We start from the raw sequence: 26,292 nt of genomic DNA on the forward strand, positions 1-26,292 counted from the left end.
AAACCGCAACTCAGTGGGCATTGAATCCAAAGGCATACTTTTCCCTGCGACCCGGGCTGCCAAGCCATTCGCTTGAGTCTATGCTTGTCTTGACTGTCGATCCGACCTGAGTGATCGAACAGCCCACCAGGCAGGCCATGTGAATTATTCGACACTGATTTCAGTACTGTTGTGTCTGTTGCTCAGCGCGCCTGCCAGGGCCGATCACTATCAGGTCGTGACTGAAGAATGGGCGCCCTACAATTATTCAGAGAACGGTCAGCTTACCGGCATGACCACAGAGATAGTCCGCGCAATCATGAAGGTCACCGGGCACGAATTCACTATCGTGCTGGCACCCAGCATGAGGGCAAGTCACATATTGAAGATGCGGCCCAGGACCATCATGTACTCCATGTTTCGAACTCCAGAGCGCGAGCATTTGTACAAGTGGGTCGGCCCCATCCTGGAGGAGTCGATACACCCTTATCAACTGGCAACGGCACCGCCAGTGACCTCGCTCGAACAACTGCTGCACGCGCCGCAGATCACCACCCGGCACGCAGGTCTGCTGCCCGACATGCTGCAGTCACTGGGCTTTAGAAACCTCGATAAAAGCGCCACCGAAAGCGTACAGCTCTACCGCATGCTGCTGAACGGTCGCACTGGCATCATCATCGGCGACACCGCTGCGGGCGTCGCCTACCAGAGCCGACACCTGAACATCGCCCCCGGCACACTGCGACAGGTTCCTATCGAGCTTTATCGCTCCTCGCTGTACATCGCCTTCAGTCAGGACAGTGAAGACGAACTGGTTGCCTCCTGGGCCAGCGCTCTGGAAACCCTGCGTCAGTCCGGTGAACTGGAGCGTATTCAGCAGAGGTATGAGCAGCCTTTGCAGTGAGCAGTGATACACAAATCCTTCTGGAGGAATGCGACGATGATCGTCCCCACGCTCTGCGTGGGAATGCCTCCCAGGACGCTCCGCGTCCGCTCTTGAATGTGGCGCAGATGCGTGGACAAGCTCCAGNGTGTATAACGCGGAATGTCCTTGGTGTTAGCACGCACGAGCGATGGGAACGATCATCAACGCATCAACAGCCCGCCCATCATGGTGACAAAAACTGTCCCTGTCGCTGTGTAGTGTCATCCCCACACTCAACGGGAAGACATCTCATGAAGCGCATTCAGTACAGCAAGTACGGCGGTCCGGAGTTGATGCGGCTCGAGGATTTCGAGCTCTCCAGCCCCGGTAAGGACGAGGTGGCGGTGCAGGTCAGGTACGCCGCCATCAACCCGATTGACTGGAAATTGCGCAGCGGGGTCATGAAGATTGTCACCGGCAAGACCTTTCCCCGGGCGATGGGCATGGATTTTTCGGGCACGGTTATCAGGGCTGGCGCTGACGTCACTCGGCTCAAGGTAGGCGACGCAGTAATGGGACTGGCCCGTTTCAAGGAAAGCGGCGCGTTTGCTCAGGCCGTCGTGACCAAGGAAGCCTTTCTGGCCATAAAACCCGAATCGCTCTCGTTCGAAGACGCCGCCTGCATCGGCACGCCGGGCATCACGGCCTGGAACGGACTGGTCGACAAGGCAAAGCTGCAGGCCGGACAGCATCTTTTCATCAACGGCTGCTCGGGCGCGGTCGGCGAAGCGGCTGTGCAGATCGCCCGTTATCTCGGTGCCACCGTCTCAGGCAGCTGCAGCGCCAGGGATATCCAGAAGGCCAGGGCGTTGGGTGTGGATACGGTTTACGATTATCGGACGACGCCTGTTTCAGCCATCAGCACCCGTTTTGATGTGGTGCTGGACACCGCGGCCACCCTGAGCGTATCTCAAGGCCTTGCGATGTTACGGCCCGGCGGCGTATTCCTTGACCTGAACCCCGGCCCCGGAAAATTCATACGTGCCCTCTTCGACCGCAGGCTCAAGCCCATCATAGGTTCGCCACGCGCCGAGATTCTGGATAAGCTGGCCGAAGCCGCCAGCCAGGGCAGATTCAGGGTCCCGGTGGGTGAAGTCGTTCCCTTGAGTAGCGCGATCAACCTGATCACCGACATTGAACAAGGACGCAAACTCGGTGGCAAAGGTGTTATCGCGATGGAGTAGGCATGGCCAGAAGTCATCGTTTGTTTGAATTGATGCAAGCGCTTCGCCGACATCGCAGAACCGTCTCGGGGGCGTCCCTCGCGCAGGAACTGGGCGTGTCGTTGCGAACCATCCGCCGCGACGTCGCAACCCTGCAGGGCATGGGAGCCGACATCGAGGGAGAACCGGGCCTGGGCTATATCCTCAAGCCCGGTTTTCTGCTTCCTCCGCTGTCGTTTACGGAGGAGGAAATTCAGGCATTGATGATTGGTGCGCAGTGGGTCAGCCGCCAGACCGACGACAAATTCGCCTTCGCCGTGAAAAACGCCCTGGCCAAGATCAGTGCCGTTCTGCCTGTAGAGATGCGGCCGACGCTTGAGGACGAGACGTTCTACATCAGCAGGCCGTTCAGCGCTTCATCCACCATCGACCTGAGCGAGATCCGCCGTGCGCTGCGTGATCAGTGCAAGCTGAGCATCACGCTTTCAATCGAACATGCGCCCAAGGATCCGCAGACCATCTGGCCGATTATGCTCGGCTTCATCGAATCCAGGCGTCACCTGGCGGCGTGGTGCGAAGGTGACAGCAAATACCGGATTATCGACATGGACGACATTGCAGAAGCGCAGGTCCTGACCGAACGCTATACGCGCAATCGTCGCCAGATGATCAAAGAGTGGCGTGCGCTGGAGATACTGCCCTGCAACGTCCGGGGCGAGACCTGCTGACACGGGCAGCCCTTTCCTCAACCGTCACCCTGCCCCTCCAGCCACGCACAGAACAACTGCACCGTTTCATCGTCCAGTTTTTCGTCAGGCACATAGGCGCAGTAACTGCGCGACTTGAGGCGCGGCCCGGCAAAGGGCATCACCAGCCTTCCAGCCTGCAGGTCGCTGGCTACCAGCGCTGCAGGACCCATCGCGATGCCCAATCCGTCGATGGCAGCCTGCAAGGTCAGATAGAAGTGATCGAACACCACGCCTGCAGCTGGCTGCAACGCAGGGACGCTTGCACTCGCCAGCCAGTCAGGCCACAACCTTGGCAGGCTGGAGGTATGTAACAGCGTGTGGTGTCTCAGGTCCTCCGGGGTATTCAACGGCAGTCGCTTCAGAAGCGCCGGGCTACACACAGGAATTCTGTCTTCACGCAGGAATACGCGGGTCCGATAGCCATAAAGCGTGTCCGGCCCACCCCGGATGATGAGGTCGTAGGGCTCCTTCAGGCTTTCCACGGCCTTGTTCGAGGTATGCACCTGTACGTCGATGCCGGGATGCTTGGCGCGAAACGCATCAAGTCGCGGCACCAGCCAGCGCAACGTGAAGGTCGCGAGCGCGTTCACCAACAGCGTGCGCGGGGCCGGATCAGGCAAGCCGAAACGCGCCGTCGTCAGCGCAATCTGTTCGAGCAGCGGGCCGATTTCAGCCAGATACGCTCTGGCAGCAGCAGTCAGAACGACCCGACGGTTGTGTCGCTCGAACAATGTCGAGCCCAGCCAGTCCTCAAGCAGACGAACGCTCTGACTGATCGCTCCCGACGTGACATGCAGTTCGGCTGCGGCCTCCTTGAAGCTGCCCAGACGGCCAGCCGCCTCGAAGGAGCGCAACGCATTAAGCGGGGGCAATTCTCGTTTCATTCGCAATAGCCACGCTAACGTGATCAGCCAATTTATCTGGTTTGTCAGGCCGTACCAAGATAGATATTTTGCCAAGCAGATAAACACTGCCTTTGCTTCTGGCGCCTCCTTCGCACTGCCCACTCGGAAAACACCATGCTCAGTTACGCAGGCGGTCTGGTTCTACTCGCTGCAGTGCTCCATGCAGGCTGGAATGCCATGCTGCACGGCAACCGCGACCGCCATCTGTCCATGGCCTGGATGGGCATCATGATCGCGTCGGTGGCGACCGTGGCCGTCATAATGCTGCCCTTGCCAGCCGCTGGAGCATGGCCCTATCTGCTGGCCTCCGGGCTGGTGCACATCGTCTACAACATCAGCCTGGTGCGCTCGTATCGCAACAGCGATCTGGCGGTGGCCTACCCGATCGCACGGGGTTCCTCCCCCCTGCTCGTCACCCTCGGCGCAGCGTTGTTCGCCAACGAGACCCTCAGCGCTGTGCACGTTGTCGGGATCGTCATGATATCGGGCGGCATTCTCACGCTCGCCTTCCTGGACCGCCATGTCTCCCGCTCCGGCCTTCTCGCAGCACTTGCCACCGGCGTGCTGATCGCGCTCTACACCGTGATCGACGGCATCGGCGTGCGGCAATCGCAGGGGCAGACGCTGGCCTACACCGCCTGGATGTTCCTGTCGTTCTGGGCGATGCCGTTGCTGTTCGTGGCGAGCCGTGGGGTCAACGAACTGACCGCGTCCTTGAAAAAGCACCCCGCCGCTGTCAGCTCTTCGGCGCTCGGTGGACTGGTGTCCATCGCCGCCTACGGCATCGTGATCTGGGCCATGCAGTCAGGCGCCATGGGCGGCGTGTCGGCCTTGCGCGAGACCAGCGTGGTGTTCGCGGCGCTGATCGGGAAGATGTTTCTGGGCGAAGAAATGAGTACGAAGCGCTGGGCCGTTTGCGCGCTGGTGGCGGCTGGGGCTATTTGTCTTGGGCTCTAGCGCTGTGAGATTCCAAAAGATACTCATACTTAATTATTACAACCTTCCTGATCGACCAAAACTACGTCGCGGCCAATACCGCAAAAAAACGGGTGTCACTCAAGCGACAATGCAAAAACCAAGACTTTCCTGTACGCCCTTGCCGTTTCGAACGCGGTCGAAGCTTAGTGCTCATCGGATAGAAGCTTGCTCATGTGCAACCTGGGGCAAAGCGCAGGACTGCCATTTAAGCTTCAGCCTAACGTAAACACACAAAATCCATAGAACTGCAACATCGAAAAATTTTTCCAGCCGGGGTGGGGGGCGCATGGCCCATGACTGAATTTATTGAGCCCCCTCAACCCGGAACGCCTCCCGGTTCCATATGTTGAGCCGTAGTCGCTAGAGACCTGAAATATCCATTGTCTAGCCAATGTTCCACAGGTAGCTTAGCGCGGTAATAGAGAAGCCAAAGCCTTTCACTTAAGGTAGCTAACTAGACACTTTCTCGACACCTTGAAACGGATTTCTTATGAGTGGAAAACCTGCAGCACGCGCGACAGACCCTACTAGCTGCCCGCTTCCTGGTCACGGCATAAACCCGATAGTGGGCGGTTCCCCCAATGTATTTTTCGATGGCCTTCCTGCCGCTCGCCTCAACGATAAATCCGCGTGTGGAAGCCCGATTACAGGAACGGTAAGCTCAACCGTATTCATAAACGGCTTGAACGCCGCTACGCTGGGCAGTACGGGTAGCCATGGCAATGTCATCATAGGCGGATCGGGGACGGTCATTATTGGGGATACACACACCCCTGCGCCGTTCAGTGGATTAGTTCCAATGCCTGTGCCCTTCAATGACAAGATCAGACTGATCAACGAGTCTACCGGTGAACCGATGATTAATCATGGCTACACCATCCAGCGCGCGGACGGCAGGTTCGAACATGGCGCAAGCGACTCCATGGGTTTTACGCATATGATAAGCGCCCATTGCGCTGAACAAATAAAGCTTTTTGTGGAGGACTGAGATATGGAGGCAGAACAAGTCACTCTTCCGAGCGGCAAAACAGCAACGCTGGCAAAAACACACACCTTGACAGCCGCAAATGACAGCACGGTAAAAACTGTTCCGATTGCGACAAAGAAAGCGATTGTTTTCTTTATCGGCGGAGCTGCAGATCAGGAAAAATATTACTTTCAGGGTGCATTCCACAATATCGATGGAGCCAGGAACATTCTGGACCAGAGAATAAGCGCCAACAGCAGGCTGTCATCAAAGTACACCAGCTGGCTCAGAAGTTACAAAGATGCAAAAGGCGCCGGGGACATTCAAACGTATTTTACTAAAAAAATCCCTGACAAATCTTGCCCTATTTACATCATTGGCCACAGTCTTGGAGGATGGAACGGAGCGCACGTGTCGCGCATATTGTCGGAGGCCGGTTACAAAATAAAGTTTTTGGTAACACTCGACCCCGTAGGAGAAGGTTTTTGGGTGTGGCTAGGCTCTGATATTTATAAATCCGAGCCCCAGCCCATTGCTGAAACCTGGATCAATATTTTAGCAAACGCCAGTGTTCCCGACTCCTCCGACGGCGTTGCAGAATTTGGAGAGCGCTGGATTATATCCGGCGGAACAACGCTGAATAAAACCGCTGATATTCATCACGCCTCTGCAGACAGGATGTTCATCGAACCCGTTCAGGGGAAAAAATCGGCGTGCGACCTGGTTCTTGAATCCATAAACGGTATTTTTGGCCAATGACTAAAAAGCACAACTTCATATTTCTTGCAGCACTGCTGTGCACTGCCTGCACCAAGACGGCTGATATTCCGCCCGCCAACCTGACTTTATCTTCTTATGGACCCGGCCAAAAAAATCTTTACGCAGTTAACTTCTCGTCGAATATCGATCTACTGAACGCATTCAGTACTTATGAGAAGGCCAACCAACTTACCCCTATGCTCATATGTTCTCTGGAGCACGGCACTGATGTTTCCTCGGCACGTCCATTAAATATAAAAGCAGAGGGAAGAGTAGAAGCGGCACGTCGGACGAAAACCTCATACGGCTTCGTTTCTGATCTTGTCTTTTATTACACTACCCCTGAAGGTGATCAGCGTAATCAGAACGACTATGAAGCTATAAAGCCGTTGATCGCGAAGCAAGACACGATACCGTGCAGGGTGCGCATTACCGCTTACGGGTACAAGACTTATTACACCAACACGCTATCCATTCCTGCCCCGCTGATGATGGAGCAAATGAGCAGGTAAAGCGTAAAACCCGAGATCCATAGACGCTTTCAACGACCTGTTGCCGAGTCGAAAGCCTCCAGTCCAACACTTCGCCTCCGCAGATCAACCACCGACCCCAGGCCAGGAAGCAAAGTCATCTGGTCGTGACAACCCTCAGTATCGTTTCAATCCAAAGAATCTGCCGCTCGATCTCCTGCAGCTTCTCTTCAGGCACGCCCTGTTTCGCTTTGGCGAAGCTGGTCAGGGTTTTCTGCCGTTGCTGCAGCAAGCGCTGCCACTTGGCCAGAAACGCCGGGCTGCTTGTCTGCAGTTGTAGCGGGCCGAAGTACAACTCTTCTGCGGTATAGATTACCGGGCCGGTGCGCTGGGCGATGATGATTTCATAGTCGAAACGGTTCTCGCGCAGCACTTCTTCGCAGACGATACGGTACCCGTTTTCCATCAGCCATAGGCGCAGCGGTTGCTCGCCCCCGTTTGGCTGCATGATGAGGCGTTCGGTGCCGCTCAGGCGCGCTTTGCCCGCTTCGAGGATGTCGCGAATGGTCTCGCCGCCCATGCCGCACAGGCTGATCGCGGTGATGCCGTCGTGCGGCTCGATGGCTGCCAGACCATTGGCCAGGCGAACAGTGATCCGTTGTTCGAAACCGTTTTCGCGCACCACACGCAGGGCCGCGCAAAACGGTGTAACCGCCACCTCGCCCGCCACCGCAACGTCAATTACGCCACGACGCATAAGGGCCACCGGCAGGTAGCCGTGATCAGAACCGATATCGGCCAGCCGCGCCCCGTCAGGCACGTGCGCCGCCACGCGCTCCAGACGCATGGACAATGTCTGTTCGTTCAACGGCAACCCCTTTCATCAAAACGTCCGCACGCACTGGCCGGATCGGGGCGCGATTCTGTCGAGGTATGACGTGGATTTCAACTGTCTGCGTCCGGACGAGCAGAGAATCACAATTTTCGTGATCCGTGCTCCGTGCGACGCGACTCGGAAGATACGACACCTGTCGCGGCCTGCGTATGCAGGCCNCTGTTGCGCGGTGGCGATTTGTTCCATCGGGAAGGTCTGTTCTATGCGCAGGTCGAGTGATCCAACTTCGTACAGTTGCGACGCCTCGGCAAACGCTCGCTCGGGATGATCGAGCGATTTCCCGGAGAACGCCGCGCCATGCTGTGGGGCCGTGACGTCAGAAATGGAAACAACACGATCAGCATCGCCGACAATCGCCACCAGCTCGGCTATCGTGCCGGCTCCTGCCAGGTCGAGTGCCGCGTCTACGCCGTTCGGCGCCAACATGCGCACCCTTTCGGTAAGGCCGGGTTCGTAGCTCGTCGGAACAGCGCCCAGACTGCGAATGTACGGATGCTTTGGAGCGCTCGCCGTGCCAATCACGATTGCGCCGCGATGCAGTGCGATCTGAATGGCAGCCGATCCAACCCCGCCCGCAGCGCCCGTTATCAGCAGTGTTTCACCGGCCTTGATGTTGACGTGGTCGAGAATGCGAGTCGCCGTTTCAACAATGACCGGTAAACCACCCGCCACCTCGATTGGCATGCTGCGCGGCACATGCGCCCAGCTTCTCAACACGGCCTGCTCCGCCAACGTATTCCGTCCGTAACCAAAGACGGTATCGCCGACCGCAAATCCTGAAACGCCCTCACCTACCTCGTCAATCACGCCTGCAGCTTCCGAGCCGACACCGGCGGGAAAGGTCACGGGCATGAAGTCATGCATATAGCCCGCCCGTATCTTCCAATCAATGGGATTGACCCCGACGGCTAACACCTTGATTCGCACTTCACCTACGCCTGGGCGAGGTGGCTCTATGTCGACGATCTTCAATACCTCGGTGCCACCGTATTCATTGAACTGAACAGCTTTCATATGCATTCCTCTTACAGCGTAAAAAACCGCCGGGACAGTGATCTGTCCGGGCTGTCATTCAACGGCAACAGATTGCAATCGCTAGGCTGTGCACAAATTGGCTACAGCGACTTTTTGAAACAGATGCGGACGAAACACGGCCGACGGTGGGTGAGCCTTGGAGATCTCACGGAACTCCGGGTGCTTGAACGCGGTGCGCCAGGCGTGTGCGGATTCGAAAATCGCGTAATTGAGGTAAGTCGGGCTGTCGCCCAGCGCGCGATGAAGCTGCGTCGAGATAAAACCGGGCTGGCGTTTCATGAATGCGGCGTCTGCTGCCCATGCGACCAGAAAGGCTGCTTCATCTTCAGGTGACAGGGTGCAGACATTGACCAATACGATGGGTGCGGCATCGATTCCCATCTGTTGGCTCAACGGAAACGACGGATCAAGCGGCTCGACACTGGACATGATGGGTTTCCTCGATCAGCTACTGGTTCATTTGCCAAGGCAAGAAACAGTCTCCGCTGCGCCAATCGTTCGTCCAGGATTTTGCCTTGTCCGCGCCATGGTAAATGGGCAGACGGACAGTTTCTGTCACCAGGGTGCCGGGTTGTTCACCGTGTGGGAGGCGCCGCCACATCTTCGACGTAGCGCTGTCGCGCGGCAAACACCGGACCGTGGGAGGCGGCTTGCCGGCGATTCGTTTTATAAAGCGACCTGTCCATGACTGATCGGACGCCATCGCCGGCAGCCGCCTCCCACAGCCTGATGTTTGTTACATGAGGTGAGCTTCCCGAAAACCTGTCACCACAACGGCAGGGTGTAGCTCACGATGAAACGCGTTTCATCCAGATCGTTGCCAAAGTTGGACCGAACCGTGGCGTTCCTGAGCCTGAGGCTCACGTTCTTCAACGAGCCACTCTGGATAACGTACGCCAGATCGGTATTACGCTCCCATTCCTTGCCCGTGTTTCGGCCTGCGACCAGTGCGTTGTCGCCGCTGACATAGCGGGACATGAAGGTCAGCCCAGGAATGCCCAGCGCAACAAAGTTGTAGTCGTAGCGCAACTGCCAGGATTTTTCCTGGGTGTTGGCGAAGTCGTTGATCTGGACGAAGTTCACCAGATACGGATCGGAGTTGGCGATGTAAGGAAACGGATCGTCGCCGCTCATGCGTTGATACGCGGCCATGAATACGCTGCTGCCCAGCGTGTAGGACACCTGCCCGTTGGCGGCACGGTTGTCGAGGTTGCGGAAGTTGCCGTCCTCGGTACTTTTCGAATAACGCAGGTCGAACTTCAACGACTGTCGGTCTGCAAGCGGAATCTCGTAGACAATACCCCCGTAGTATTGCCGATACACATTTTCCAGATTGCCGTAATACAGACTGGTGCTCAGCGTCTTGCTGAAACTGTAAGTGCCGCCTCCAAAGGTGAAATCATCACTGGTACCGCCAATGCGGTTGCCGGTGAAGTCCTGATAGTTGGAAGAGCTGTTGAACTTGATCTGCTCAAGCTTGCCGCCCTGCAGGCTGAGGTTGCTGATATCCTTGGACGTCAGCATTGCGCCTTCGAAAGTAGCGGGTAACAGGCGGGTATCATTGCTCGACACCACCGGGCTGCGAAACGCCAGAGAGCCGACCTTCAGCACCGTCTCGGAGACTTTCGCCTTGGCCGTCAGCTCAAGTTTCGAATATTCATCCTGCGAGCCACGGCCGTTTCTGGAGCTGAGGTCAGCAGGAAGCAGCCCCGTGCCGCCCGAGCCGTCCCCACCGTCCAGCTTCAGGCCCAGCATGCCAAGGGCATCGAGACCGAACCCCACTGTGCCAGCGGTGTAACCCGACTCGACCCTGAACAGCGCCCCTTGCGCCCACTCTTTCGCCGCGTCCCGCTGAGCGGTCGGCGGTCCGTTACGAAAGTCCCGGTTGAAATAGAAGTTGCGCAATTCCACGCTGGCTTTGCTATCGGCAATGAAGTCCGCCGAGGCCAACGATGAATACGTAAGTGCACAAGTACTGATTAAGCAAAAAGCCTTATTGATCGACATTCCCGTCATGCTCCGGATAAGGGCAGATTGAATCGATTGGTTTTATTTTTATAAGCAGTGCGGTGGTGCGTGGAGCGAATTTCTGGCAGCACGACGCAGCAGCCGGGCCATTGACCCGACTGTGTGTTAGTGCAGAAAGAAGGTGTTGCTGATCAGTTATCTGTGTTGATACGCCCGATCTGGAACTTTGCGTTCAGATAACTTCCGGGCTGTTCGGTAATCTGCAGTTGACCTGCACAAGGCGCCAGAACCGATGTTTCCATTTTCATCGCCTCCACCACGGCAATGACCTGACCGGCCTCAACCGCTTCCCCGTCACTGACCACCCAGCTGTGCAGATTGCCTGCGACCGGTGTCAAGACAGCGTGCGGATCAACCGCTTCGGCCGATGCCGGTGCGATTACCGCATCACTTGCGCCCACGCTAACGCCACGCAGCAGCGCGGCAGGAAGGCCCAGTTCATGGCGTTTGCCATCGATCTCGACGAAGGTGCGCAACACGCCTGGGTCAGCCGACTCAACACTGCGCGGAGCCAGGGTGATCTGCTCGGCAAAGTCGGTTTCGATCCAGCGGGTGTGCACGTCGAACGTGTCGGCAGCAGTGAAATCATCATGGTCCATAACCGCGCGATGGAACGGCAGCACGGTCGCCACGCCCTCGACACGAAACTCGGCCAGCGCACGGCGGGCACGACGGATTGCCTGTTCGCGGGTAGCGCCAGTGACGATCAGTTTCGCAATCATCGAATCGAAGTTCGGCGACACGCGAGAGCCCTGCTCGACGCCGCTTTCCAGACGCACGCCCGGACCGGACGGCGGCTGAAACAGATCGATGGAGCCCGGCGTCGGCAGAAAGCCGTTGCCTGCGTCTTCGGCGTTGATACGAAATTCGAAGCTGTGGCCACGCGGAACCGGTGTGCCTTCGAACGACAACGGCAAACCGTCTGCCACGCGCAGTTGCTCGATCACCAGGTCAATGCCGCTGGTCTCTTCGGTAACCGGGTGCTCGACCTGCAAGCGGGTGTTGACCTCAAGGAACGACAGCGTGCCATCGGCGCTGAGCAGAAACTCCACGGTGCCCGCACCGACATAGCCCGCCTCGGCGCAGATGTCGCGGGCCGAGTCATGAATGCGCTGACGCAGGGCGTCATCCAGATACGGCGCAGGTGCTTCTTCAATCAGCTTCTGGTTGCGGCGCTGCAACGAGCAGTCGCGGGTGCCAGCGACCACAACCCGGCCGTGGCGATCAGCGATGATCTGCGCTTCGATGTGCCGAGGTTTGTCCAGAAAGCGCTCGACGAAGCATTCACCGCGCCCGAACGCCACCACCGCTTCACGCACGGCAGACTCATACAGTTCACTGACTTCATCCAGTTTCCACGCCACCTTCAGACCGCGACCACCGCCGCCAAAGGCTGCCTTGATCGCAATCGGCAGGCCGAACTGTTCGGCAAAGGCGACCACTTCGCTGGCATCGTTGACCGGGCCTTCCGTACCGGCCACCAAGGGCGCGCCGACTTTCTGGGCAATGCGTCTGGCCTGGACCTTGTCGCCCAGCGCATCGATGGTGCTCGGATCCGGGCCGATCCAGGTCAGGCCTGCATCGATCACGGCGCGGGCGAAATCGGCTCGCTCGGACAAAAAGCCGTAGCCTGGGTGAACAGCGTCGGCACCGGCGCGAGCCGCCACCGCGAGCAGTTTTTCAATGTTCAGGTAGGTGTCGGCAGGCCGCTCGCCATTCAGCCCATAAGCCTCGTCGGCCTGGCGTACGTGCAGCGCATCGATGTCGGCGTCGGCATACACCGCCACCGAGGCCACGCCATAGTCACGGCAGGCGCGGGCGATACGGATGGCAATTTCGCCACGGTTGGCAATCAGAACCTTTTTCATTGGTTATTGGTCTCGTCTGAAAGAGCTGGGCACACGGGCTCGAACGCGCCCAGCGGATTGAAGCGAATGCGGGAATTGATCGGAATCTGACCGGCCAGGTCCAGATGATGCGGCGCCACGACAGCAATGACCGGATAGCCGCCGGTCAACGGGTGGTCCGCCAGAAACAGCACCGGCTGGCCATTGGGCGGCACCTGAATCGCGCCGACAGCCGTGCCCTCGCTGGGCAGTTCGCCGTGAACCGAACGCTCCAGTGCCTGATCGCCTGCCAGCCGCACGCCGATGCGGTTCGATTGCGGCGTGACCTGCCAGCTCTGCCCGGCCAGAACAGCCTGAGCGTCTGCGGTGAACCAGTCACTGCGCGGACCCATGACAACGTCCAGCACGATGACTTGATCAGAACGAGGCATCTCGAACGGTTGTTGTTCGCTGAGCGACACCGACGCGCCGCCCGGTGTGTGGTGAAAGCCCAGACGATCGCCCGTTGCCAGCGGCGCAGGTCCGACCTGAGCCAGCGTGTCGGTTGACAGGCTGCCCAGCACCGGTTCCTGCGTGAAGCCGCCGCGAATCGCTACGTAATTGCGCAGACCGGCAGACGGCGAGTCGATGCTCACCTGATCGCCCTCCTGCAAGGCGAACGGCGTGTAAAGCGCCGGACGCAGCCGCTGGCCGTCAGCAGTAAGGACTTCCACAGCAGCCGTTGCGCCAGTGACGGCTGCTACCGTCTGGCCGTGACAGGTGAAGGTCAGACCGCCCATGAGCACCTCAAGGCAGGCGCTCGCCGGGTCGTTACCCACCGCACGGTTGGCGGCGCGCAACGCGCCCCGGTCCATGGCACCGGAAGCCGAAACCCCCTGCCCTGCGCGACCGGGACGTCCAAGGTCCTGAAACAGGGTCTGCAAACCCGGCGACAGCACTTCCAGATAATGTTCAGTGGCATGAGACGCCTGGCGACGCGCAGGTGTGGCCACCGAAACCGTGTCGCTGACAGGACCAGCGTCCACAAAGCGCACCCGATAACCCGGTTGCAGCAACGCCGGTTCGTCGCGTTCCAGATCCCACATACGAGCGTCGGTGAGGCCAATAATCTGCCAGCCGCCAGGACTGGCCTGCGGATAGACGCCGCTGAAACCGCCCGCCAGCGCCACGGCACCGGCAGGAATACGGGTGCGCGGCGTGCTGCGGCGCGGCACCACGAATTCAGGGCCGCCACTCAGGTACGCAAAGCCCGGCGCAAAGCCGCAGAACGCCACGTTGTAATCGCTGCCGGTGTGCCTGCGGATCACTTCTTCTCGGCTGATGCCCAGTTCGCGGGCGACGTCATCCAGGTCTTCGCCGTTGTAATGCACGGGAATTTCGATCAGCTTGCCCGCTGCGCGAGCCTTGCCGTGCACGTCGCGCGTGGCGATCTGCGCAGCAAGTGCTTCGCGGCTGACCGCGCCAGGACGGAAATGCACCAGCACCGTTCGGGCCGCTGGAACGAGTTCCTCCACGCCGTGAATAGGCTGTTGCTGCAAAGAGTCGAACAGGGCAAGAGTCTCGTCCAGGTTCGCCAATTCAACCAGGAGCGCGTCCTGGCTGACCGGGTAGAAACGCATGATCCTCTCCTATACGTGGTAGCGGCTGTCGGGCACATCGGTGATGAACATGTAGCCCGGCGCGTGGGAAATCGCAAAAGGTACCCCGGACGCCATGACCACTGCCTGCGGTGTCACACCGCAGGCCCAGAACACCGGCACTTCGCCAGGCTTGATGGTAACGGCATCGCCGAAGTCAGGACGCGAAATATCCGCGATACCGAGCAAGCCAGGCTCGCCTATATGAACCGGAGCGCCATGCACATTGGGATAGCGTGCGGTGATCTTCACGGCATCGGCCACCCGATCGGCCGGGATGGGTCGCATCGACACCACCGTCTCGCCTTTCAGGCGCCCGGCCGGACGGCAGATGCGGTTGCTGCGGTACATCGGCACGTTGCAGCCCTCGCTGATGTGCCGCACATCGATACCGGCTTCCAGCAACGGAGTCTCGAAGGTGAAGCTGCACCCGATCAGAAAAGTCACCAGATCCGTATGTTCGGCCCATAGGTCACGCACATCGGTCACTTCGTCGGCCAGCTTGCCGTCGCGCCAGACGCGATACAGCGGAATGTCCGTGCGCAGGTCAGCGCCCTCGGCCAGCACGGTGCTGTAGCTGCCCGCCTCGGTGACGTCCAGAATCGGACAGGCCTGAGGATTGCGCTGGGCGAACAGCAGAAAATCGTAGGCCCACTCACGCGGCAGACAGATCATGTTCGCCTGGGTCAGACCCGGTGCATGGCCCGCCGTGGGAGACACCATGCCTTCGCGATACCGGGCACGTGCGGCAATGGCTGACTGACGGGCGTCGTTCAAGGAGTTCATGGTTGACCTCGGGTAAATGCACGGATGTTGACCCCTGCTTCAAGCAGACGTTGTTTGAGGGCGTGGGCGATGTTGACCGCGCCTGGGCTGTCGCCGTGCACGCAGATCGAATCGGCTTCAAGCTCGATCAGGCTGCCGTCCTCGGCCTCGATGACGCCATCGCGCACCAGACGCAACATGCGCTCGGTGATCAGCTCGACATCGTGCAACACGGCGCCGGGATGCGAGCGGGACACCAGCGTGCCTTGAGCGGTGTAGGCTCGGTCCGCAAAGGCTTCGGACACACAGGACAGACCCGCGTCACGCGCCCAGCCGAGCAGCTTCGAATTGGCGAGGCAGACCAGCTTGAGCTGCGGGTCGATACGCAAAATCGCCTGAATCACCGCAGCCGCCTGAACCGGGTCGCCTGCAATGGTGTTGTAGAGCGCACCGTGAGGCTTGACGTAGGTCACTGTCGTCCCGGCGCTACGGGCCAGACCCTGAAGCGCGCCGATCTGATAGATGACATCGGCGGTGAGCTGATCGGCCGGCACATCCATGTTGCGCCGACCGAAGCCCACGAGGTCCGGGTAGGCCACGTGGGCACCGACGGCCACGTCCCGCGCTGCGGCGGCTTCCAGCGTGCGCAGTATTCCGGCCGGATCGCCGGCATGAAAGCCGCACGCCACGTTGGCGCTGCTGACCACTTCGAGAATCGCCGCATCGTCGCCCATGCTCCAGGCGCCGAAGCTTTCTCCCAGGTCGCTGTTAAGGTCAATTGCACGCATCAGAAAATCTCCTTTGGTTCAGGCCGCGCCGATGAAGGCAAAGATGGCGCCTGCCGATTTGTAAGCCATGAACCACGACAGCAGGCAGGTCAGAATACCCAGCACCAGCAACCAGCGTGGATAGTGGTAGCCATCCATCAGGTCAGACCGGGCCCAGCCCACGTACATGAAAATACTCAGGCCCAGTGGCAGGATAAGGCCGTTGAAACCACCTGCGAACACCAGCAGTGCCGCTGGCGGCTTGCCGATCATCAGGTACACCGCCATGCAGATGACGATGAAAGCCACGGTGGCAAGGTGACGAGCGCGCTCAGTGATCTTCTTGGAGAACACCGTTATGAAGGACATCGACGTATAAGACGCGCCGATCACACTGCTGATACCCGCCGCCCATAGCACCAGACCGAACATCATCATGCCGACGTCACCTGCTGCCGCCTGGAAGGCTTGACCGGCAGGGTTTGCGCCCTTGCCAGACACGTCGATAACCACGCCGCTTGCCACCACACCCAGAATAGCGAGAAACAATATGTAGCGAGCGATGCCAGTGACCAGAATACCGGTCAGTGCTGCGCGGGATACGGCCTGAATGTTCTCTACGCCAACGGTGCCGCGATCAAGCAGACGGTGAGCGCCTGCATAGGTGATGTAACCGCCTACCGTGCCGCCCACAATGGTCGTAATCGATGCAAAGTCGATGAAGTCAGGCCACACCGACTGACGCAGGGCTTCGCCCAGCGGAGGATGGGTCGCGAAGCAGGCGAACACGATCAGGCATATTTTCAGGATGCCCAGCCCCATCATGATGCGGTCCATCGCCACGCCTGCGCGATGAGACGAGAAGATTGCAATGGCGAGCAGCGCACTCAAGGCGCCTCCCCACTTGGGATCAAGGCCGGTCAGCGCATTCAAGCCCAGACCTGCACCGGCAATGTTACCCAGCATAAACACCAGGCCACCACACAGCACCAACACCGTCAGCAAGTAACCACTGCCCGGAATGGCAGCATTGGCCAGATCGGCCGCGCGCATTTTGGTCAGCGACACGATACGCCACACGTTCAGCTGCACGACGAAGTCGATCAGGATCGACGCCAGAATGCCGAACGCAAACGCAGCACCCAGCGTGGCGGTGAAGGTCGCCGTCTGAGTGAGGAAGCCTGGACCGATGGCGGACGTCGCCATCATGAATATTGCGGCGATCAACGAAGCGCGCCGGGCTTTCGTAAACTCTTGAGTGGTCTGTGTCACGGCAACATTCCTACGGTGAGTGATACCTGAGCAGAGCAATGAGCATGCCAAGACTCAACCAATCAGTCTGAAATGTAGGTGCCAAGCGGACTTATTGTTGAACAATCATATCTCTATTGATCACTCAATTGCACCAACTTGTTACTTCAGGAACCAGAGGCGCTACCTAATGAAGCACACAGCGCGCTTCTTTCTTGCCACGCACTAAGCTCTCAGGGAATATCGTCGCGGCTTTTCCCACCCTGGACCCCTTATGAACGACGCAGTACCCCCTTCTCCCGCCCGTACGCTGGGAGAATCCATCACTCAAGAAATTCGCAGGATGCTGGTCGAAGGCGAGCTGGTTCCAGGTCAGCGCCTGTCCGAAGCGGCACTGGCCGAGAATCTGGACATCTCGCGCAATACGCTGAGAGAGGCGTTCAGGGTGCTGACGCGCGAAGGCCTGCTCAAGCACGAACCCAATCGCGGCGTGACGGTTGCCGAGCCGGACATGGCTTCAATCATCGACATCTACCGCGTGCGCCGCTTCATCGAATGCAATGCCATCGCCCAAGGCTATCCGCAGCACCCCGGAGCGCTGCGCATGCGTGAAGCGGTCGACGCCAGTGTGCGAGCGCGTGAAGCCAAGGACTGGGTGGCCGTGGGCACCGCCAACATGATGTTCCACCAGGGCATTGTCGAACTGGCCGACAGCCCGCGGCTGGTGGTGTTTTACGGACAGATTTCGGCGGAGCTGCGGCTGGCCTTCGGGTTGCTCAACGCGCCGGAATTCCTGCACGTGCCGTACATCGATATGAATGCCGGGATTCTTGAGTGCGTTGAAGCGGGAGAGCCGGAAAAGGCCACCAAGATGCTTGAGTCGTATCTGGTGCAATCGGAGCGGACGGTACTGGCTGCGTATGAGCGCAGCCTGAAACGGTAAGCCCGTTACCATTGGCGCGACCTGAAACGTCCTGAGGAATTCGCCGGTGAACACAGTCGGCCCGTCACGTGTTGAACAAGACATTCCCCCCCCGGAACCCGTCAGCTTTCGCGAAGCGTTCCGGTTCTGGCTCAAGCTGGGCTTCATCAGCTTTGGCGGTCCGGCCGGGCAAATTTCGATCATGCATCAGGAGCTGGTGGAACGCAGACGCTGGATATCCGAGCGCCGGTTTCTGCATGCGCTCAACTACTGCATGTTGCTCCCTGGCCCCGAAGCGCAGCAGCTGGCGACCTACATCGGCTGGTTGATGCACCGGACCTGGGGCGGTGTCATCGCCGGCGCCCTGTTCGTGCTGCCCTCGCTATTCATCCTGATCGCGCTGTCGTGGGTGTACATCGCGCTGGGTGATGTTCCTGTGGTGGCAGGACTTTTCTACGGCATCAAACCCGCCGTGACCGCTATCGTGGTGCAGGCGGCTCATCGGATCGGTTCAAGAGCATTAAAGAACAATGCGCTATGGGCGATAGCAGCCGCTTCGTTCACTGCCATCTTCGCCCTCAATGCGCCCTTCCCCTTGATCGTGCTCGCCGCTGCCGTCATCGGCTACGCAGGAGGTCGCCTAGCGCCAGAGTATTTCCGCGCTGCAGGGCACAAGGCAGCGGACAGGTCCTTTGGTCCGGCGTTGATCGATGACGACACACCAACGCCCGAGCACGCCCGATTCAGTGCCTCGAAGCTGATAAAACTGATCGTGATCGGTCTGGTGCTGTGGACGCTGCCCATGGCAATACTGACCGGCCTTTTCGGCTGGACCGGCACCCTGACGCAAATGAGCTGGTTCTTCACCAAGGCGGCCTTGCTGACCTTCGGCGGTGCCTACGCGGTGCTTCCCTATGTCTATCAGGGCGCAGTCGGCCATTACGGATGGCTGACCCCGACCCAGATGATCGACGGGCTGGCACTGGGTGAAACCACGCCGGGACCGTTGATCATGGTGGTGGCCTTCGTCGGGTTTGTCGGTGCCTACGTGATGCAGGTCTTCGGGCCAGATCAGGTATTTCTGGCAGGTGCGGTCGCCGCCGCGCTGGTGACCTGGTTCACCTTCGTGCCTTCGTTCCTGTTCATTCTGGCGGGTGGTCCGCTGGTGGAATCGACCCACAATGAGCTCAGGCTGACCGCCCCGCTTACTGCCATCACCGCCGCGGTGGTCGGGGTCATCCTCAACCTCGCCTGTTTCTTCAGCTACCACGTGCTGTGGCCCCAAGGCTTCGAAGGCCGGATCGACTGGCCCTCAGCGCTGATTGCCACTGCCGCTGCCATCGCCCTGTTTCGCTTCAAACGAGGCGTCATACAAGTGCTGATCACGTGTGCGCTTACAGGGGTGGCGGTACACCTGTTGCGCTAGCTAACGGGTGGTATTGAGATCAGCCCGGCTTCCTGATAATCGAGAATCAGGTCGTCGAACTGTCTGATGTCCTGGCGAGTTCGGGCGATCAACTGCGCCCCGGCCACAGCAGTGAAAATGGCACGCGCACGGCGTTCGCATTTTTCTGCGCTTCCCAGTCCCGCATCAGCCAGCACCTGAGCAAGCCATGCCACGTTGGCATCTGCAAACGCCTTGACCTCGCTCTTCACTTCCTCAGGCAGGTCTTCGTATTCGGCCGCCATGAAACTGGAAAGACACAGCCGGTTGCCGTTCTCCAGCGAAATGCGAAAGATCGACGGATACAGCTGCAGGCAGCGTGTCGGATCGGTGTTCTCGTCACGAATCGCCTCAAGCACGGCAGCCGTATCCTGCCAGTAGCGTCTGGCAACCGCTGCCCCTAGATCCGCCTTGCTGGGGAAGTGGTAGTAAATGCTGGCGTTCTTGATCCCCACGGTGTCGGCGATGCTGCGGAAATTGATTCCGCTGTAGCCGTGTACCTGAGCCGCGCCTTTCGCAGCGGCCAATATGGCTTCTCGAGCATTCTCGCTCACGTGTGGCTCCTCGCTTGTGCAGTCATCTCATCATTGCCAGCGATTCTACTCGCAAAAATCTTTACCTGCCAACTGGTAGGCAGGGGTTGACAGGCTCGAATCGAGCGCGCAACCTTTACCTACCAACTGACAGGCAGGTAACTGACCATGACACATGCAACTGCACCTTCTACCCATGCAAACATCCCAATGATGAAAATCCACGACTGGTACGACGGCCCTTACCCGGCGCGTGTACGCATCGCACTGGCCGAAAAAGGCCTGCTCTCGAAAATCGAGTTCGTGTCCGTCAACCTGTGGACAGGCGAACACAAGAAACCGGAATTTCTCGCCGTCAACTACTCAGGCACCCTCCCCGTACTGGAATTGAACGACGGCACCCTCATCGCCGAATGCACCGCCATCACTCAATACCTTGACTCCCTGGTGGGCAGCCCCGACCTGACCGGCGAAACGCCTGTCGAAAAAGGCCTCATCCACATGATGACCAAACGCGCGGAAATCGAATTTCTCGACGCCGTCAGCACCTACTTCCACCATGCCACCCCGGGACTGGGTCCAGACGTCGAGCTGTACCAGAACGCCGAATGGGGCAACCGCATGCGCGACAAGGCTGTAAGAGGCATGCGTTATTTCGATGAACTGCTCAAGCACCAGCCTTTTGTTGCAGGCGAAAAGTTTTCGATGGCCGACATCGCCGTGCTGGGCGGGATGATCTTTTCTTCGCTGGTGAAACTCGCGGTACCTGAAGAATGCACCGCACTGCGCGAATGGCATGTGCGCATGCAGGAACGGCCGAGTGTGAAGACGTGGAAAGAGATGGTTGAGAGTGGCAGGCCGAAGGGCTGAGTAGGTTACTAATGAGACGGCGGGTGGACGCAAGGCAGTGATTGACTGTATGCGGACACCTCAATCGGTGAGTGCCACGCCACGTGCCGCCCATAAAAGTGGGCGGCACTTGGGTTTGGGTCGAATTCAATCGGCCCCCGGCGTAGCACCTAACCTGCCAAGTCCGCCCGCTCGAGCAAAGCCCTGACAAACCTTTTTTTGGTCAGGTCAGCACATTTACCTCGATACCTCTCACCGATTAACTCCGATATACCGACAACCATCGTCAACAACATTCCAATAGAAAAAACCAGGGTAATTGCGATAAGGAAAAGGGTGAGGGAATATTTTGCAGCATTGCCTGCAAGCTCTGAAAAATCAATGTTCGCCGTCATGAACTCGACGCCTGGAACTCTCAAAACAAAATTCAGCAAAGCCAAAATAACAGGAATGGAAAGCACGCTCTGAAGCGGCTTAAGGCTGAAGAATCCCATCAGGAACCGATCACCCAGCTGCCTGTTCTTTCTGGACTCAACCAGCATTCCCTGGACCTCGTAGAAGGTTTTCGTCACGTCAAGATACTTGTCAGGCGAGACAAACAGGTTCTTTTTAAGCCAGATACTTTTGACAGTCTCCCTGTCCTGTTTTTGGCAAAGCGAGTCGGGAATTCCCGACCTTTTAAGCTTGTCAGACCTGTACACAGGCTCATAAAAAACCACCCAGACGACCAATCCGAGAAGCTCAAAAAGAACAGCGATCATAGCCAGACGTGTACTTGGCTCACCTCCTGATATCGAAACACCGATGCTGCTGAACATAAAAAGCAGCGTGAGGACAAAGAAAACGACCGATATCCAGTACGCGATATTTTTCGGACCGTCCTTGAGTGAGCGGAAGTGGAATAACGCTGAATACCTGACGGCCATTTTTTCGAAATCTGAAACGGTAAGAATTTGCACAACTTCCTCGCTTAACATATTTATCCTGAACTCATTATCGAGTAGCGCGCATTATATATCGGAAACTTCTGAAATTTAAGGCTCAGGCAAACGACGTAAACCGGAACACCGTAGGTGCGAGGGCTGTAGTCTCGAGATGTTTGCAGCTCATCGGCTATAGCTGGGCAGACTGAAAGCGATCTTTCCATGAATATCGACTAGCTTCTTCTAACTAAGGATTGAATGCGCTTATTAATGTTCAGTTGCAAAAAAGGCAGGGACATCACCAGATAGGTGTGCAGCTGTAGCCTCGCGATAAAACGAATGTTGAGTCTTTTGTCATGAATGACGCCGCGTTGCCACCACGCGCTTTCATCGGTTTTGCAATCACTCGCTTAGGTTCGCCTTGAGTTCTTGCGAGGCTTGCGCGATCGCACTTTGCGCTGCCGGTAGATGGTTGAACGCGTTCGATAGCCCAAAGTCGTGAATCATGCCGTTGTAGCGTACCGACGTCACTTGCACACCCGCAGCGTTGAGCTTGTGGCCGTAAGATTCGGCTTCATCGCGCAGGACATCGAATTCAGCCGTCTGGATTAGCGTCGGCGGCAGGCCTTTCAATTGCTCTAGCGTCGCCTGCAACGGCGATGCGTAAATCTGCTTGCGTGCGTCGGCGTCGGTTGTGTAGTTGTCCCAGAACCACGCCATGAGGTCTTTGGTCAGGAAGTAGCCATTGGCAAATTCCTTGTACGACGGCGTGTCGAAGTTTGCATCCGTAACCGGGCACAGCAATAACTGCGACCGCAGTGCAGGTGAACCTTTATCGTTCGCCATCAGGGCTACAGCTGCGGCCAGGTTGCCACCTGCGCTGTTACCCGCTACGGCCAGACGGTTGCCGTCGACATTGATCTCCTGGCCATGCTCGGCCACCCATTTGGTTGCGGCATAGGCTTGCTCGATGGCAACGCCGTATCCCGCCTCAGGCGACAGGCTGTAGTTAACGAATACCGCCACCGCGCCAGAGCCCGCAACCAAGTCACGCACCAGCCGTTCGTGCGTTGGGAAGTCGCCCAGCACCCAGCCGCCGCCGTGGAAGTACATGAATGCGGGCAGGATCTTCTGTTGGCTGCCGACCGGGCGCACGATGGTCAGTTGCAGGTCGCTGTCATTGACACGAATCGTCTTCTCGCTGACCTCCGCTTCCGGCAAGGCCACGTTGGAGGCGGCCTGGGCACCCGCCAGCGCGGCTCGGGCATCGGTCGACGACATGCTGTCGAGCGTCTGTCCGCCCTCAAGGGATTGCAGGAATTTTGCCACGTTGTGTTCTACGCCAGCCCGTTCGGCTGTAGAGGCGCTACCAGGCGCCAGAGCAACGACCGAAAGGGCGAAAGCGGAGGTTAGAGGCTTCATGATGTTTCCTTTTAACGCCTGAGTGTGTGCGTCATTAAATAGCGGCCTGTTAAATTACGTTGTTGCGCCTGCGGTCAGGCGAACGAAGTCAGCGGATTTCGGGCGCTGTGCCGGACGCATAGTTGCAGCCCCGCTCGGCTGCAAAGAAAAACACGACAGATAGGGTTGAAGCCTCATCTGCCGCGTGGCCAAGGAAGTCAGATATTCAAGGCGCGACATGGGTGTGGAAGATCTTGCTGACCACCGTCCACTCGCCGTCGACCTTCAGCAGGTTAAAGAAATCCGTAAAGCAGAAGCCCGATACGTCATTGGTGTCGATGCGTGCGCTGGCAGCGGTGCCTACGATGTCGATATTGACGATTGCACCTTGAGCTTCAGGAGACGGGCGGAACGCGCTGTCAATGCCATCGAACAATGTCTGAATCGGGCCGCCGGCCAGCTTGCCGTCACCATCGACGCTGAACATCGTTGCCTGCTCGCTGAAAGCGGGCTTCATGATGCTGCTTTTGGCCTGTTTGCAGCCTTCGTTGTATTTGTTCAGTACCTCAGTGATGGCCTGATATTCCTGCACATAAGTAGGCTTGTTCATGTTTGTACTCCTGGTAGTTAATTCGAGTCGTGTTAAAAAGACCGGTTACTTTTGGCGGGTATTGAGATCACCCCCTGCGCCCCCCATAGCGGCGCCAAGCGCTGGGGCCAAGGTCTGGCTTTTGAAGTGTTGCCCAGTTGGCTTATCCCGCGAGCGTCGGCCAGTCGGTGTAGCCTTTTGCGCCGTTACCGTAATAAGTTTCGCGGGGCGCAACAGTGAGTTCTGCACCTTCCTTCAATCGGCGCACCAAATCCGGATTGGCAATAAACGGGCGACCGAAAGCCACTGCGTCGACCTTGCCTTCAGCACGGCGGGTAACGGCGAGTTCGATGTCGTAATTGTTATTACCGATGTAGGGTCCTTTGAAGCGTGCACGTAACGCATCGAGATCAACGTTTTCGGGAACAGTGCGTGACGTAGCGGTAGCGCCCTCGACAAAATGCATATAGGCGAGCTGGAAGCGATTCAGTTGCTCGATCAGATAGCCATAGGTGTGCATTACCTGGCTGTCCAAGGGCGTGTTGCCTGCATCTGGCGTCACGGGCGATAGACGAATGCCAACCCGTTCATGCCCCCAGATCTCGACGACTGCAGCAGTGACTTCCAGCGTGAGTCGCGTGCGATTCTCAATCGAACCACCATATTGGTCGGTTCGCTGATTGGTAGAGTCGCGCAGGAACTGATCGAGTAAATAGCTATTGGCAGAGTGCACTTCCACACCATCAAAGCCTGCACGTTTTGCGCATGCGGCGGCGTGTCGGTATTGCTCGATAATGCCTGGGATCTCGGATGTTTCCAGCGCTCGCGGCATGGAGACGTCCATCATCCCCTCTTCAGTAAAGGTCTGGCCTTCGGCTTTAATCGCCGATGGCGCTACCGGTGCCGTGCCGTCGGGTTGCAGGTCCACATGCGAGAAGCGCCCCACATGCCACAGTTGGCAAACAATAAGTCCACCAGCGGCATGCACCGCATCTGTTACCAGCTTCCAGCCTGCTACGTGCTCTTCAGTCCAGATGCCTGGCGTCAACGCATACCCCCGCGCTTGCGGGGAAATATTGGTCGCTTCACTGATGATCAAACCAGCGCTGGCACGTTGTGCGTAGTAGCGAGCATGCATTTCGTTGGGTACGCCTTCTGGCCCCATGCGGCTGCGCGTTAGCGGGGCCATGACAATGCGGTTGGCCAGTGATAAGGCGCCTAAGGCCATTGGCGTGAAAAGGTCCGTTGATGGGCTGTTGGGTGTCATTGTGATTCCTAGTGATAACTGTTTTGCCGGATAAAAATCCTTGCTGCATCAACTATGGTGGTTAATGATAATGACGTAAATAGCCATAAGCATGGATACAGTATGAGCAAAAAAGTCATAATGCAGAGCCCGACGCGTGCTGAGGGCGTTGACGATTCACTGCCTCTACCGCCGGTGCATTTACCCGGTCTTTTAACGTTCGAGGCGGCCGCCAGACATTTGAACTTCGCTCGCGCCGCCGCAGAAATCGGTGTTACGCCCACAGCGGTATCACGCACGATCAAAAGCGTGGAAGCGCAACTCAATGTGCGACTGTTCAATCGCACAACACGCAGTGTGAGCCTGACCGAGGCCGGCGCGTCATTGAACGCGGCATTGGCACCTGCGCTTGCCTTGATCAGAGACTCCTTGTCACAAGTCTCGCTCGTGACGGATCAACCCTCTGGCACAGTGCGCCTCAACTCGTCGTACGTTGCATACCGCATCCTGATCGAACCGCATCTGACCGCCTTCATGGAGAAATACCCACTGATCAACGTCGAGGTATCGCTGGATAACCAACTTGGCGATATCGTCAATGCCGGTTTCGATATCGGCATGCGCATGGGAAAAAGAGTGCAGAACGACATGGTCGCGGTACAGTTGGGAGCGACACAAAAAAGAATTGTGGTGGCAGCGCCGGATTACTTCAGCACCTTGGCTGAGCCCCAGACACTGGAGCAACTGCTGAAGCACAACTGCATTCGCCAGCGGTATTCAGTGGGTGGACGATTCTTTGAATGGAAGTTCGAAGATGGCGGGCAAATGGTTCAAGTCGATGTTCAAGGGCGTTTTATCTTTGACGAAATGAGATCCGTCCTTGATGCCGCGATACAAGGCCAGGGCATTGGTTTCGTTTTCGAGGACTTCGCAAGGCCAGAGTTGGAAAACGGTACGCTTCGTCAGGTATTGAAGCAGCACAGCGGTATGGACGATGCGTTTCACCTTTATTACCCGCATCGTAAACACATGCCAGGCAAGCTGCGTGCGTTTGTTGATTTCATGCGTAGTGCTAACGAGGTTGGGAGATTTTGATTTAACTTTCCCAGGTGCGGCTTGTTCAGAAATATCGAGTTTTCAACGCTATGAATGATTACTACGTTCACTTTTGCCGATGGCTAGCACTCAGAACCGCTCATGTTCGGTCAGCCGTCTGAATGCTGACAATGCTTTTCAAACTGTTCCGATGGAATGACGCTCGCGGA

General features: G+C 57.8%; 25 protein-coding genes and 1 pseudogene. 11 read left to right on the forward strand and 15 right to left on the reverse strand.

Annotated elements, in window-relative coordinates; all coding sequences use genetic code 11:
• Positions 1–139 precede the first annotated feature (139 nt).
• From AO065_RS21525 to AO065_RS21535, 3 genes are all read left to right on the forward strand, one after another.
• Positions 140–883: a substrate-binding periplasmic protein gene (locus AO065_RS21525; protein WP_004886767.1), complete on the forward strand. Its 744-nt coding sequence runs from the start codon at positions 140–142 to the stop codon at positions 881–883.
• A gap of 272 nt (positions 884–1,155) precedes the next feature.
• A complete protein-coding gene (locus AO065_RS21530) occupies positions 1,156–2,088 on the forward strand; it encodes an NAD(P)-dependent alcohol dehydrogenase (RefSeq protein ID WP_004882837.1) in 933 nt (310 codons plus the stop codon).
• A 2-nt stretch (positions 2,089–2,090) separates the two neighbouring features.
• Positions 2,091–2,795, forward strand: coding sequence for a helix-turn-helix transcriptional regulator (locus tag AO065_RS21535; protein ID WP_004882838.1), 705 nt, complete (start codon positions 2,091–2,093; stop codon positions 2,793–2,795).
• A 17-nt stretch (positions 2,796–2,812) separates the two neighbouring features.
• Here AO065_RS21535 and gcvA read toward each other — a convergent pair whose 3' ends face one another.
• Entirely contained in the window at positions 2,813–3,688 is an 876-nt protein-coding gene (gcvA, locus tag AO065_RS21540) for a transcriptional regulator GcvA (RefSeq protein WP_231501446.1), read from the reverse strand.
• 147 nt (positions 3,689–3,835) lie between these two features.
• Between gcvA and AO065_RS21545 the strand changes: the two genes are divergently transcribed.
• The 4 genes from AO065_RS21545 to AO065_RS21560 all read left to right on the forward strand — a co-directional run bounded on the left by AO065_RS21545 (position 3,836) and on the right by AO065_RS21560 (position 6,937).
• Positions 3,836–4,678, forward strand: a complete 843-nt coding sequence (locus AO065_RS21545) for an EamA family transporter (RefSeq protein WP_004882840.1) — start codon at positions 3,836–3,838, stop codon at positions 4,676–4,678.
• A gap of 511 nt (positions 4,679–5,189) precedes the next feature.
• The gene (locus tag AO065_RS21550) at positions 5,190–5,687 is read left to right on the forward strand and encodes a PAAR domain-containing protein (RefSeq protein ID WP_032651196.1); all 498 of its coding nucleotides are present in this window, start codon (positions 5,190–5,192) and stop codon (positions 5,685–5,687) included.
• 3 nt (positions 5,688–5,690) lie between these two features.
• Positions 5,691–6,425 (forward strand): alpha/beta hydrolase family protein, encoded by a 735-nt coding sequence (locus AO065_RS21555; RefSeq protein WP_004882842.1) that lies wholly within the window; start codon positions 5,691–5,693, stop codon positions 6,423–6,425.
• Positions 6,422–6,937, forward strand: coding sequence for a hypothetical protein (locus AO065_RS21560; protein ID WP_004882843.1), 516 nt, complete (start codon positions 6,422–6,424; stop codon positions 6,935–6,937). The genes AO065_RS21555 and AO065_RS21560 overlap by 4 nt, the downstream gene beginning before the upstream one ends.
• Positions 6,938–7,052: 115 nt before the next feature.
• On the opposite strand, the gene AO065_RS21565 is transcribed toward AO065_RS21560, so the two are convergent.
• The 9 genes and pseudogenes from AO065_RS21565 to AO065_RS21605 all read right to left on the reverse strand — a co-directional run bounded on the left by AO065_RS21565 (position 7,053) and on the right by AO065_RS21605 (position 17,141).
• Entirely contained in the window at positions 7,053–7,763 is a 711-nt protein-coding gene (locus tag AO065_RS21565) for a tRNA (adenine(22)-N(1))-methyltransferase (protein ID WP_004882844.1), read from the reverse strand.
• A gap of 177 nt (positions 7,764–7,940) precedes the next feature.
• Positions 7,941–8,804, reverse strand: a pseudogene (locus AO065_RS21570) (NADP-dependent oxidoreductase); the annotation flags it as partial.
• Between the two features lie 81 nt (positions 8,805–8,885).
• Complete coding sequence (locus tag AO065_RS21575) at positions 8,886–9,254, reverse strand: antibiotic biosynthesis monooxygenase family protein (RefSeq protein WP_004882846.1); 369 nt, start codon at positions 9,252–9,254, stop codon at positions 8,886–8,888.
• A gap of 336 nt (positions 9,255–9,590) precedes the next feature.
• Positions 9,591–10,832 (reverse strand): OprD family porin, encoded by a 1,242-nt coding sequence (locus tag AO065_RS21580; RefSeq protein ID WP_032651200.1) that lies wholly within the window; start codon positions 10,830–10,832, stop codon positions 9,591–9,593.
• 152 nt (positions 10,833–10,984) lie between these two features.
• Positions 10,985–12,721: an ATP-binding protein gene (locus AO065_RS21585; protein WP_004882848.1), complete on the reverse strand. Its 1,737-nt coding sequence runs from the start codon at positions 12,719–12,721 to the stop codon at positions 10,985–10,987.
• Entirely contained in the window at positions 12,718–14,319 is a 1,602-nt protein-coding gene (locus tag AO065_RS21590) for a 5-oxoprolinase subunit B/C family protein (RefSeq protein ID WP_004882849.1), read from the reverse strand. Before AO065_RS21590 ends, AO065_RS21585 begins: the two co-directional genes overlap by 4 nt.
• A gap of 9 nt (positions 14,320–14,328) precedes the next feature.
• Positions 14,329–15,123: a putative hydro-lyase gene (locus AO065_RS21595; protein ID WP_004882850.1), complete on the reverse strand. Its 795-nt coding sequence runs from the start codon at positions 15,121–15,123 to the stop codon at positions 14,329–14,331.
• Positions 15,120–15,890 carry a LamB/YcsF family protein gene (locus AO065_RS21600; RefSeq protein WP_004882851.1) on the reverse strand — a complete coding sequence of 257 codons (771 nt, stop codon included), beginning with the start codon at positions 15,888–15,890 and terminating at the stop codon, positions 15,120–15,122. The genes AO065_RS21595 and AO065_RS21600 overlap by 4 nt, the downstream gene beginning before the upstream one ends.
• An 18-nt stretch (positions 15,891–15,908) precedes the next feature.
• Positions 15,909–17,141, reverse strand: coding sequence for an NRAMP family divalent metal transporter (locus tag AO065_RS21605; protein WP_004882852.1), 1,233 nt, complete (start codon positions 17,139–17,141; stop codon positions 15,909–15,911).
• A gap of 253 nt (positions 17,142–17,394) precedes the next feature.
• On the opposite strand from AO065_RS21605, the gene AO065_RS21610 reads away from it, so the two are divergent.
• Both AO065_RS21610 and chrA read left to right on the forward strand, forming a co-directional pair.
• Entirely contained in the window at positions 17,395–18,063 is a 669-nt protein-coding gene (locus AO065_RS21610; protein ID WP_074454585.1) for a GntR family transcriptional regulator, read from the forward strand.
• A gap of 46 nt (positions 18,064–18,109) precedes the next feature.
• Positions 18,110–19,468 carry a chromate efflux transporter gene (gene chrA / locus AO065_RS21615; RefSeq protein ID WP_004882854.1) on the forward strand — a complete coding sequence of 453 codons (1,359 nt, stop codon included), beginning with the start codon at positions 18,110–18,112 and terminating at the stop codon, positions 19,466–19,468.
• On the opposite strand, the gene AO065_RS21620 is transcribed toward chrA, so the two are convergent.
• A complete protein-coding gene (locus tag AO065_RS21620; protein WP_004882855.1) occupies positions 19,465–20,040 on the reverse strand; it encodes a TetR/AcrR family transcriptional regulator in 576 nt (191 codons plus the stop codon). The two genes, chrA and AO065_RS21620, sit on opposite strands and share 4 nt — an antisense overlap.
• Positions 20,041–20,232: 192 nt before the next feature.
• Between AO065_RS21620 and AO065_RS21625 the strand changes: the two genes are divergently transcribed.
• Entirely contained in the window at positions 20,233–20,889 is a 657-nt protein-coding gene (locus AO065_RS21625; RefSeq protein ID WP_032651210.1) for a glutathione S-transferase, read from the forward strand.
• A 149-nt stretch (positions 20,890–21,038) separates the two neighbouring features.
• Here the strand turns inward: AO065_RS21625 and AO065_RS21630 are convergent, their stop codons facing one another.
• From AO065_RS21630 to AO065_RS21645, 4 genes are all read right to left on the reverse strand, one after another.
• Complete coding sequence (locus AO065_RS21630) at positions 21,039–21,845, reverse strand: hypothetical protein (RefSeq protein ID WP_004882857.1); 807 nt, start codon at positions 21,843–21,845, stop codon at positions 21,039–21,041.
• Between the two features lie 348 nt (positions 21,846–22,193).
• Positions 22,194–23,213, reverse strand: a complete 1,020-nt coding sequence (locus tag AO065_RS21635; protein ID WP_004882858.1) for an alpha/beta hydrolase — start codon at positions 23,211–23,213, stop codon at positions 22,194–22,196.
• 205 nt (positions 23,214–23,418) lie between these two features.
• The gene (locus AO065_RS21640) at positions 23,419–23,802 is read right to left on the reverse strand and encodes a nuclear transport factor 2 family protein (protein ID WP_004882859.1); all 384 of its coding nucleotides are present in this window, start codon (positions 23,800–23,802) and stop codon (positions 23,419–23,421) included.
• Positions 23,803–23,944: 142 nt separating this feature from the next.
• Positions 23,945–25,048, reverse strand: coding sequence for an alkene reductase (locus AO065_RS21645; RefSeq protein ID WP_032651205.1), 1,104 nt, complete (start codon positions 25,046–25,048; stop codon positions 23,945–23,947).
• A 102-nt stretch (positions 25,049–25,150) separates the two neighbouring features.
• Between AO065_RS21645 and AO065_RS21650 the strand changes: the two genes are divergently transcribed.
• Positions 25,151–26,122: a LysR family transcriptional regulator gene (locus AO065_RS21650; protein WP_004882861.1), complete on the forward strand. Its 972-nt coding sequence runs from the start codon at positions 25,151–25,153 to the stop codon at positions 26,120–26,122.
• The last annotated feature ends 170 nt before the right edge of the window (positions 26,123–26,292 follow it).

This window comes from Pseudomonas viridiflava, assembly GCF_001642795.1.
In the GTDB taxonomy this organism is placed as follows: Bacteria; Pseudomonadota; Gammaproteobacteria; order Pseudomonadales; family Pseudomonadaceae; genus Aquipseudomonas; species Aquipseudomonas viridiflava.

Bases quoted from the DNA above. Each gene is read 5' to 3' on its own strand.
- AO065_RS21590 (WP_004882849.1), bottom strand. From the start codon at position 14,319: ATGCGTTTCTACCCGGTCAGCCAGGACGCGCTCCTGGTTGAATTGGCG.
- AO065_RS21585 (WP_004882848.1), bottom strand. From the start codon at position 12,721: ATGAAAAAGGTTCTGATTGCCAACCGTGGCGAAATTGCCATCCGTATC.
- AO065_RS21560 (WP_004882843.1), top strand. From the start codon at position 6,422: ATGACTAAAAAGCACAACTTCATATTTCTTGCAGCACTGCTGTGCACT.
- AO065_RS21650 (WP_004882861.1), top strand. From the start codon at position 25,151: ATGAGCAAAAAAGTCATAATGCAGAGCCCGACGCGTGCTGAGGGCGTT.
- AO065_RS21640 (WP_004882859.1), bottom strand. From the start codon at position 23,802: ATGAACAAGCCTACTTATGTGCAGGAATATCAGGCCATCACTGAGGTA.
- AO065_RS21555 (WP_004882842.1), top strand. From the start codon at position 5,691: ATGGAGGCAGAACAAGTCACTCTTCCGAGCGGCAAAACAGCAACGCTG.
- AO065_RS21535 (WP_004882838.1), top strand. From the start codon at position 2,091: ATGGCCAGAAGTCATCGTTTGTTTGAATTGATGCAAGCGCTTCGCCGA.
- AO065_RS21610 (WP_074454585.1), top strand. From the start codon at position 17,395: ATGAACGACGCAGTACCCCCTTCTCCCGCCCGTACGCTGGGAGAATCC.
- AO065_RS21550 (WP_032651196.1), top strand. From the start codon at position 5,190: ATGAGTGGAAAACCTGCAGCACGCGCGACAGACCCTACTAGCTGCCCG.
- AO065_RS21600 (WP_004882851.1), bottom strand. From the start codon at position 15,890: ATGCGTGCAATTGACCTTAACAGCGACCTGGGAGAAAGCTTCGGCGCC.
- AO065_RS21595 (WP_004882850.1), bottom strand. From the start codon at position 15,123: ATGAACTCCTTGAACGACGCCCGTCAGTCAGCCATTGCCGCACGTGCC.
- AO065_RS21575 (WP_004882846.1), bottom strand. From the start codon at position 9,254: ATGTCCAGTGTCGAGCCGCTTGATCCGTCGTTTCCGTTGAGCCAACAG.
- AO065_RS21580 (WP_032651200.1), bottom strand. From the start codon at position 10,832: ATGTCGATCAATAAGGCTTTTTGCTTAATCAGTACTTGTGCACTTACG.
- AO065_RS21645 (WP_032651205.1), bottom strand. From the start codon at position 25,048: ATGACACCCAACAGCCCATCAACGGACCTTTTCACGCCAATGGCCTTA.
- AO065_RS21545 (WP_004882840.1), top strand. From the start codon at position 3,836: ATGCTCAGTTACGCAGGCGGTCTGGTTCTACTCGCTGCAGTGCTCCAT.
- AO065_RS21625 (WP_032651210.1), top strand. From the start codon at position 20,233: ATGAAAATCCACGACTGGTACGACGGCCCTTACCCGGCGCGTGTACGC.
- AO065_RS21630 (WP_004882857.1), bottom strand. From the start codon at position 21,845: ATGTTAAGCGAGGAAGTTGTGCAAATTCTTACCGTTTCAGATTTCGAA.
- AO065_RS21530 (WP_004882837.1), top strand. From the start codon at position 1,156: ATGAAGCGCATTCAGTACAGCAAGTACGGCGGTCCGGAGTTGATGCGG.
- AO065_RS21635 (WP_004882858.1), bottom strand. From the start codon at position 23,213: ATGAAGCCTCTAACCTCCGCTTTCGCCCTTTCGGTCGTTGCTCTGGCG.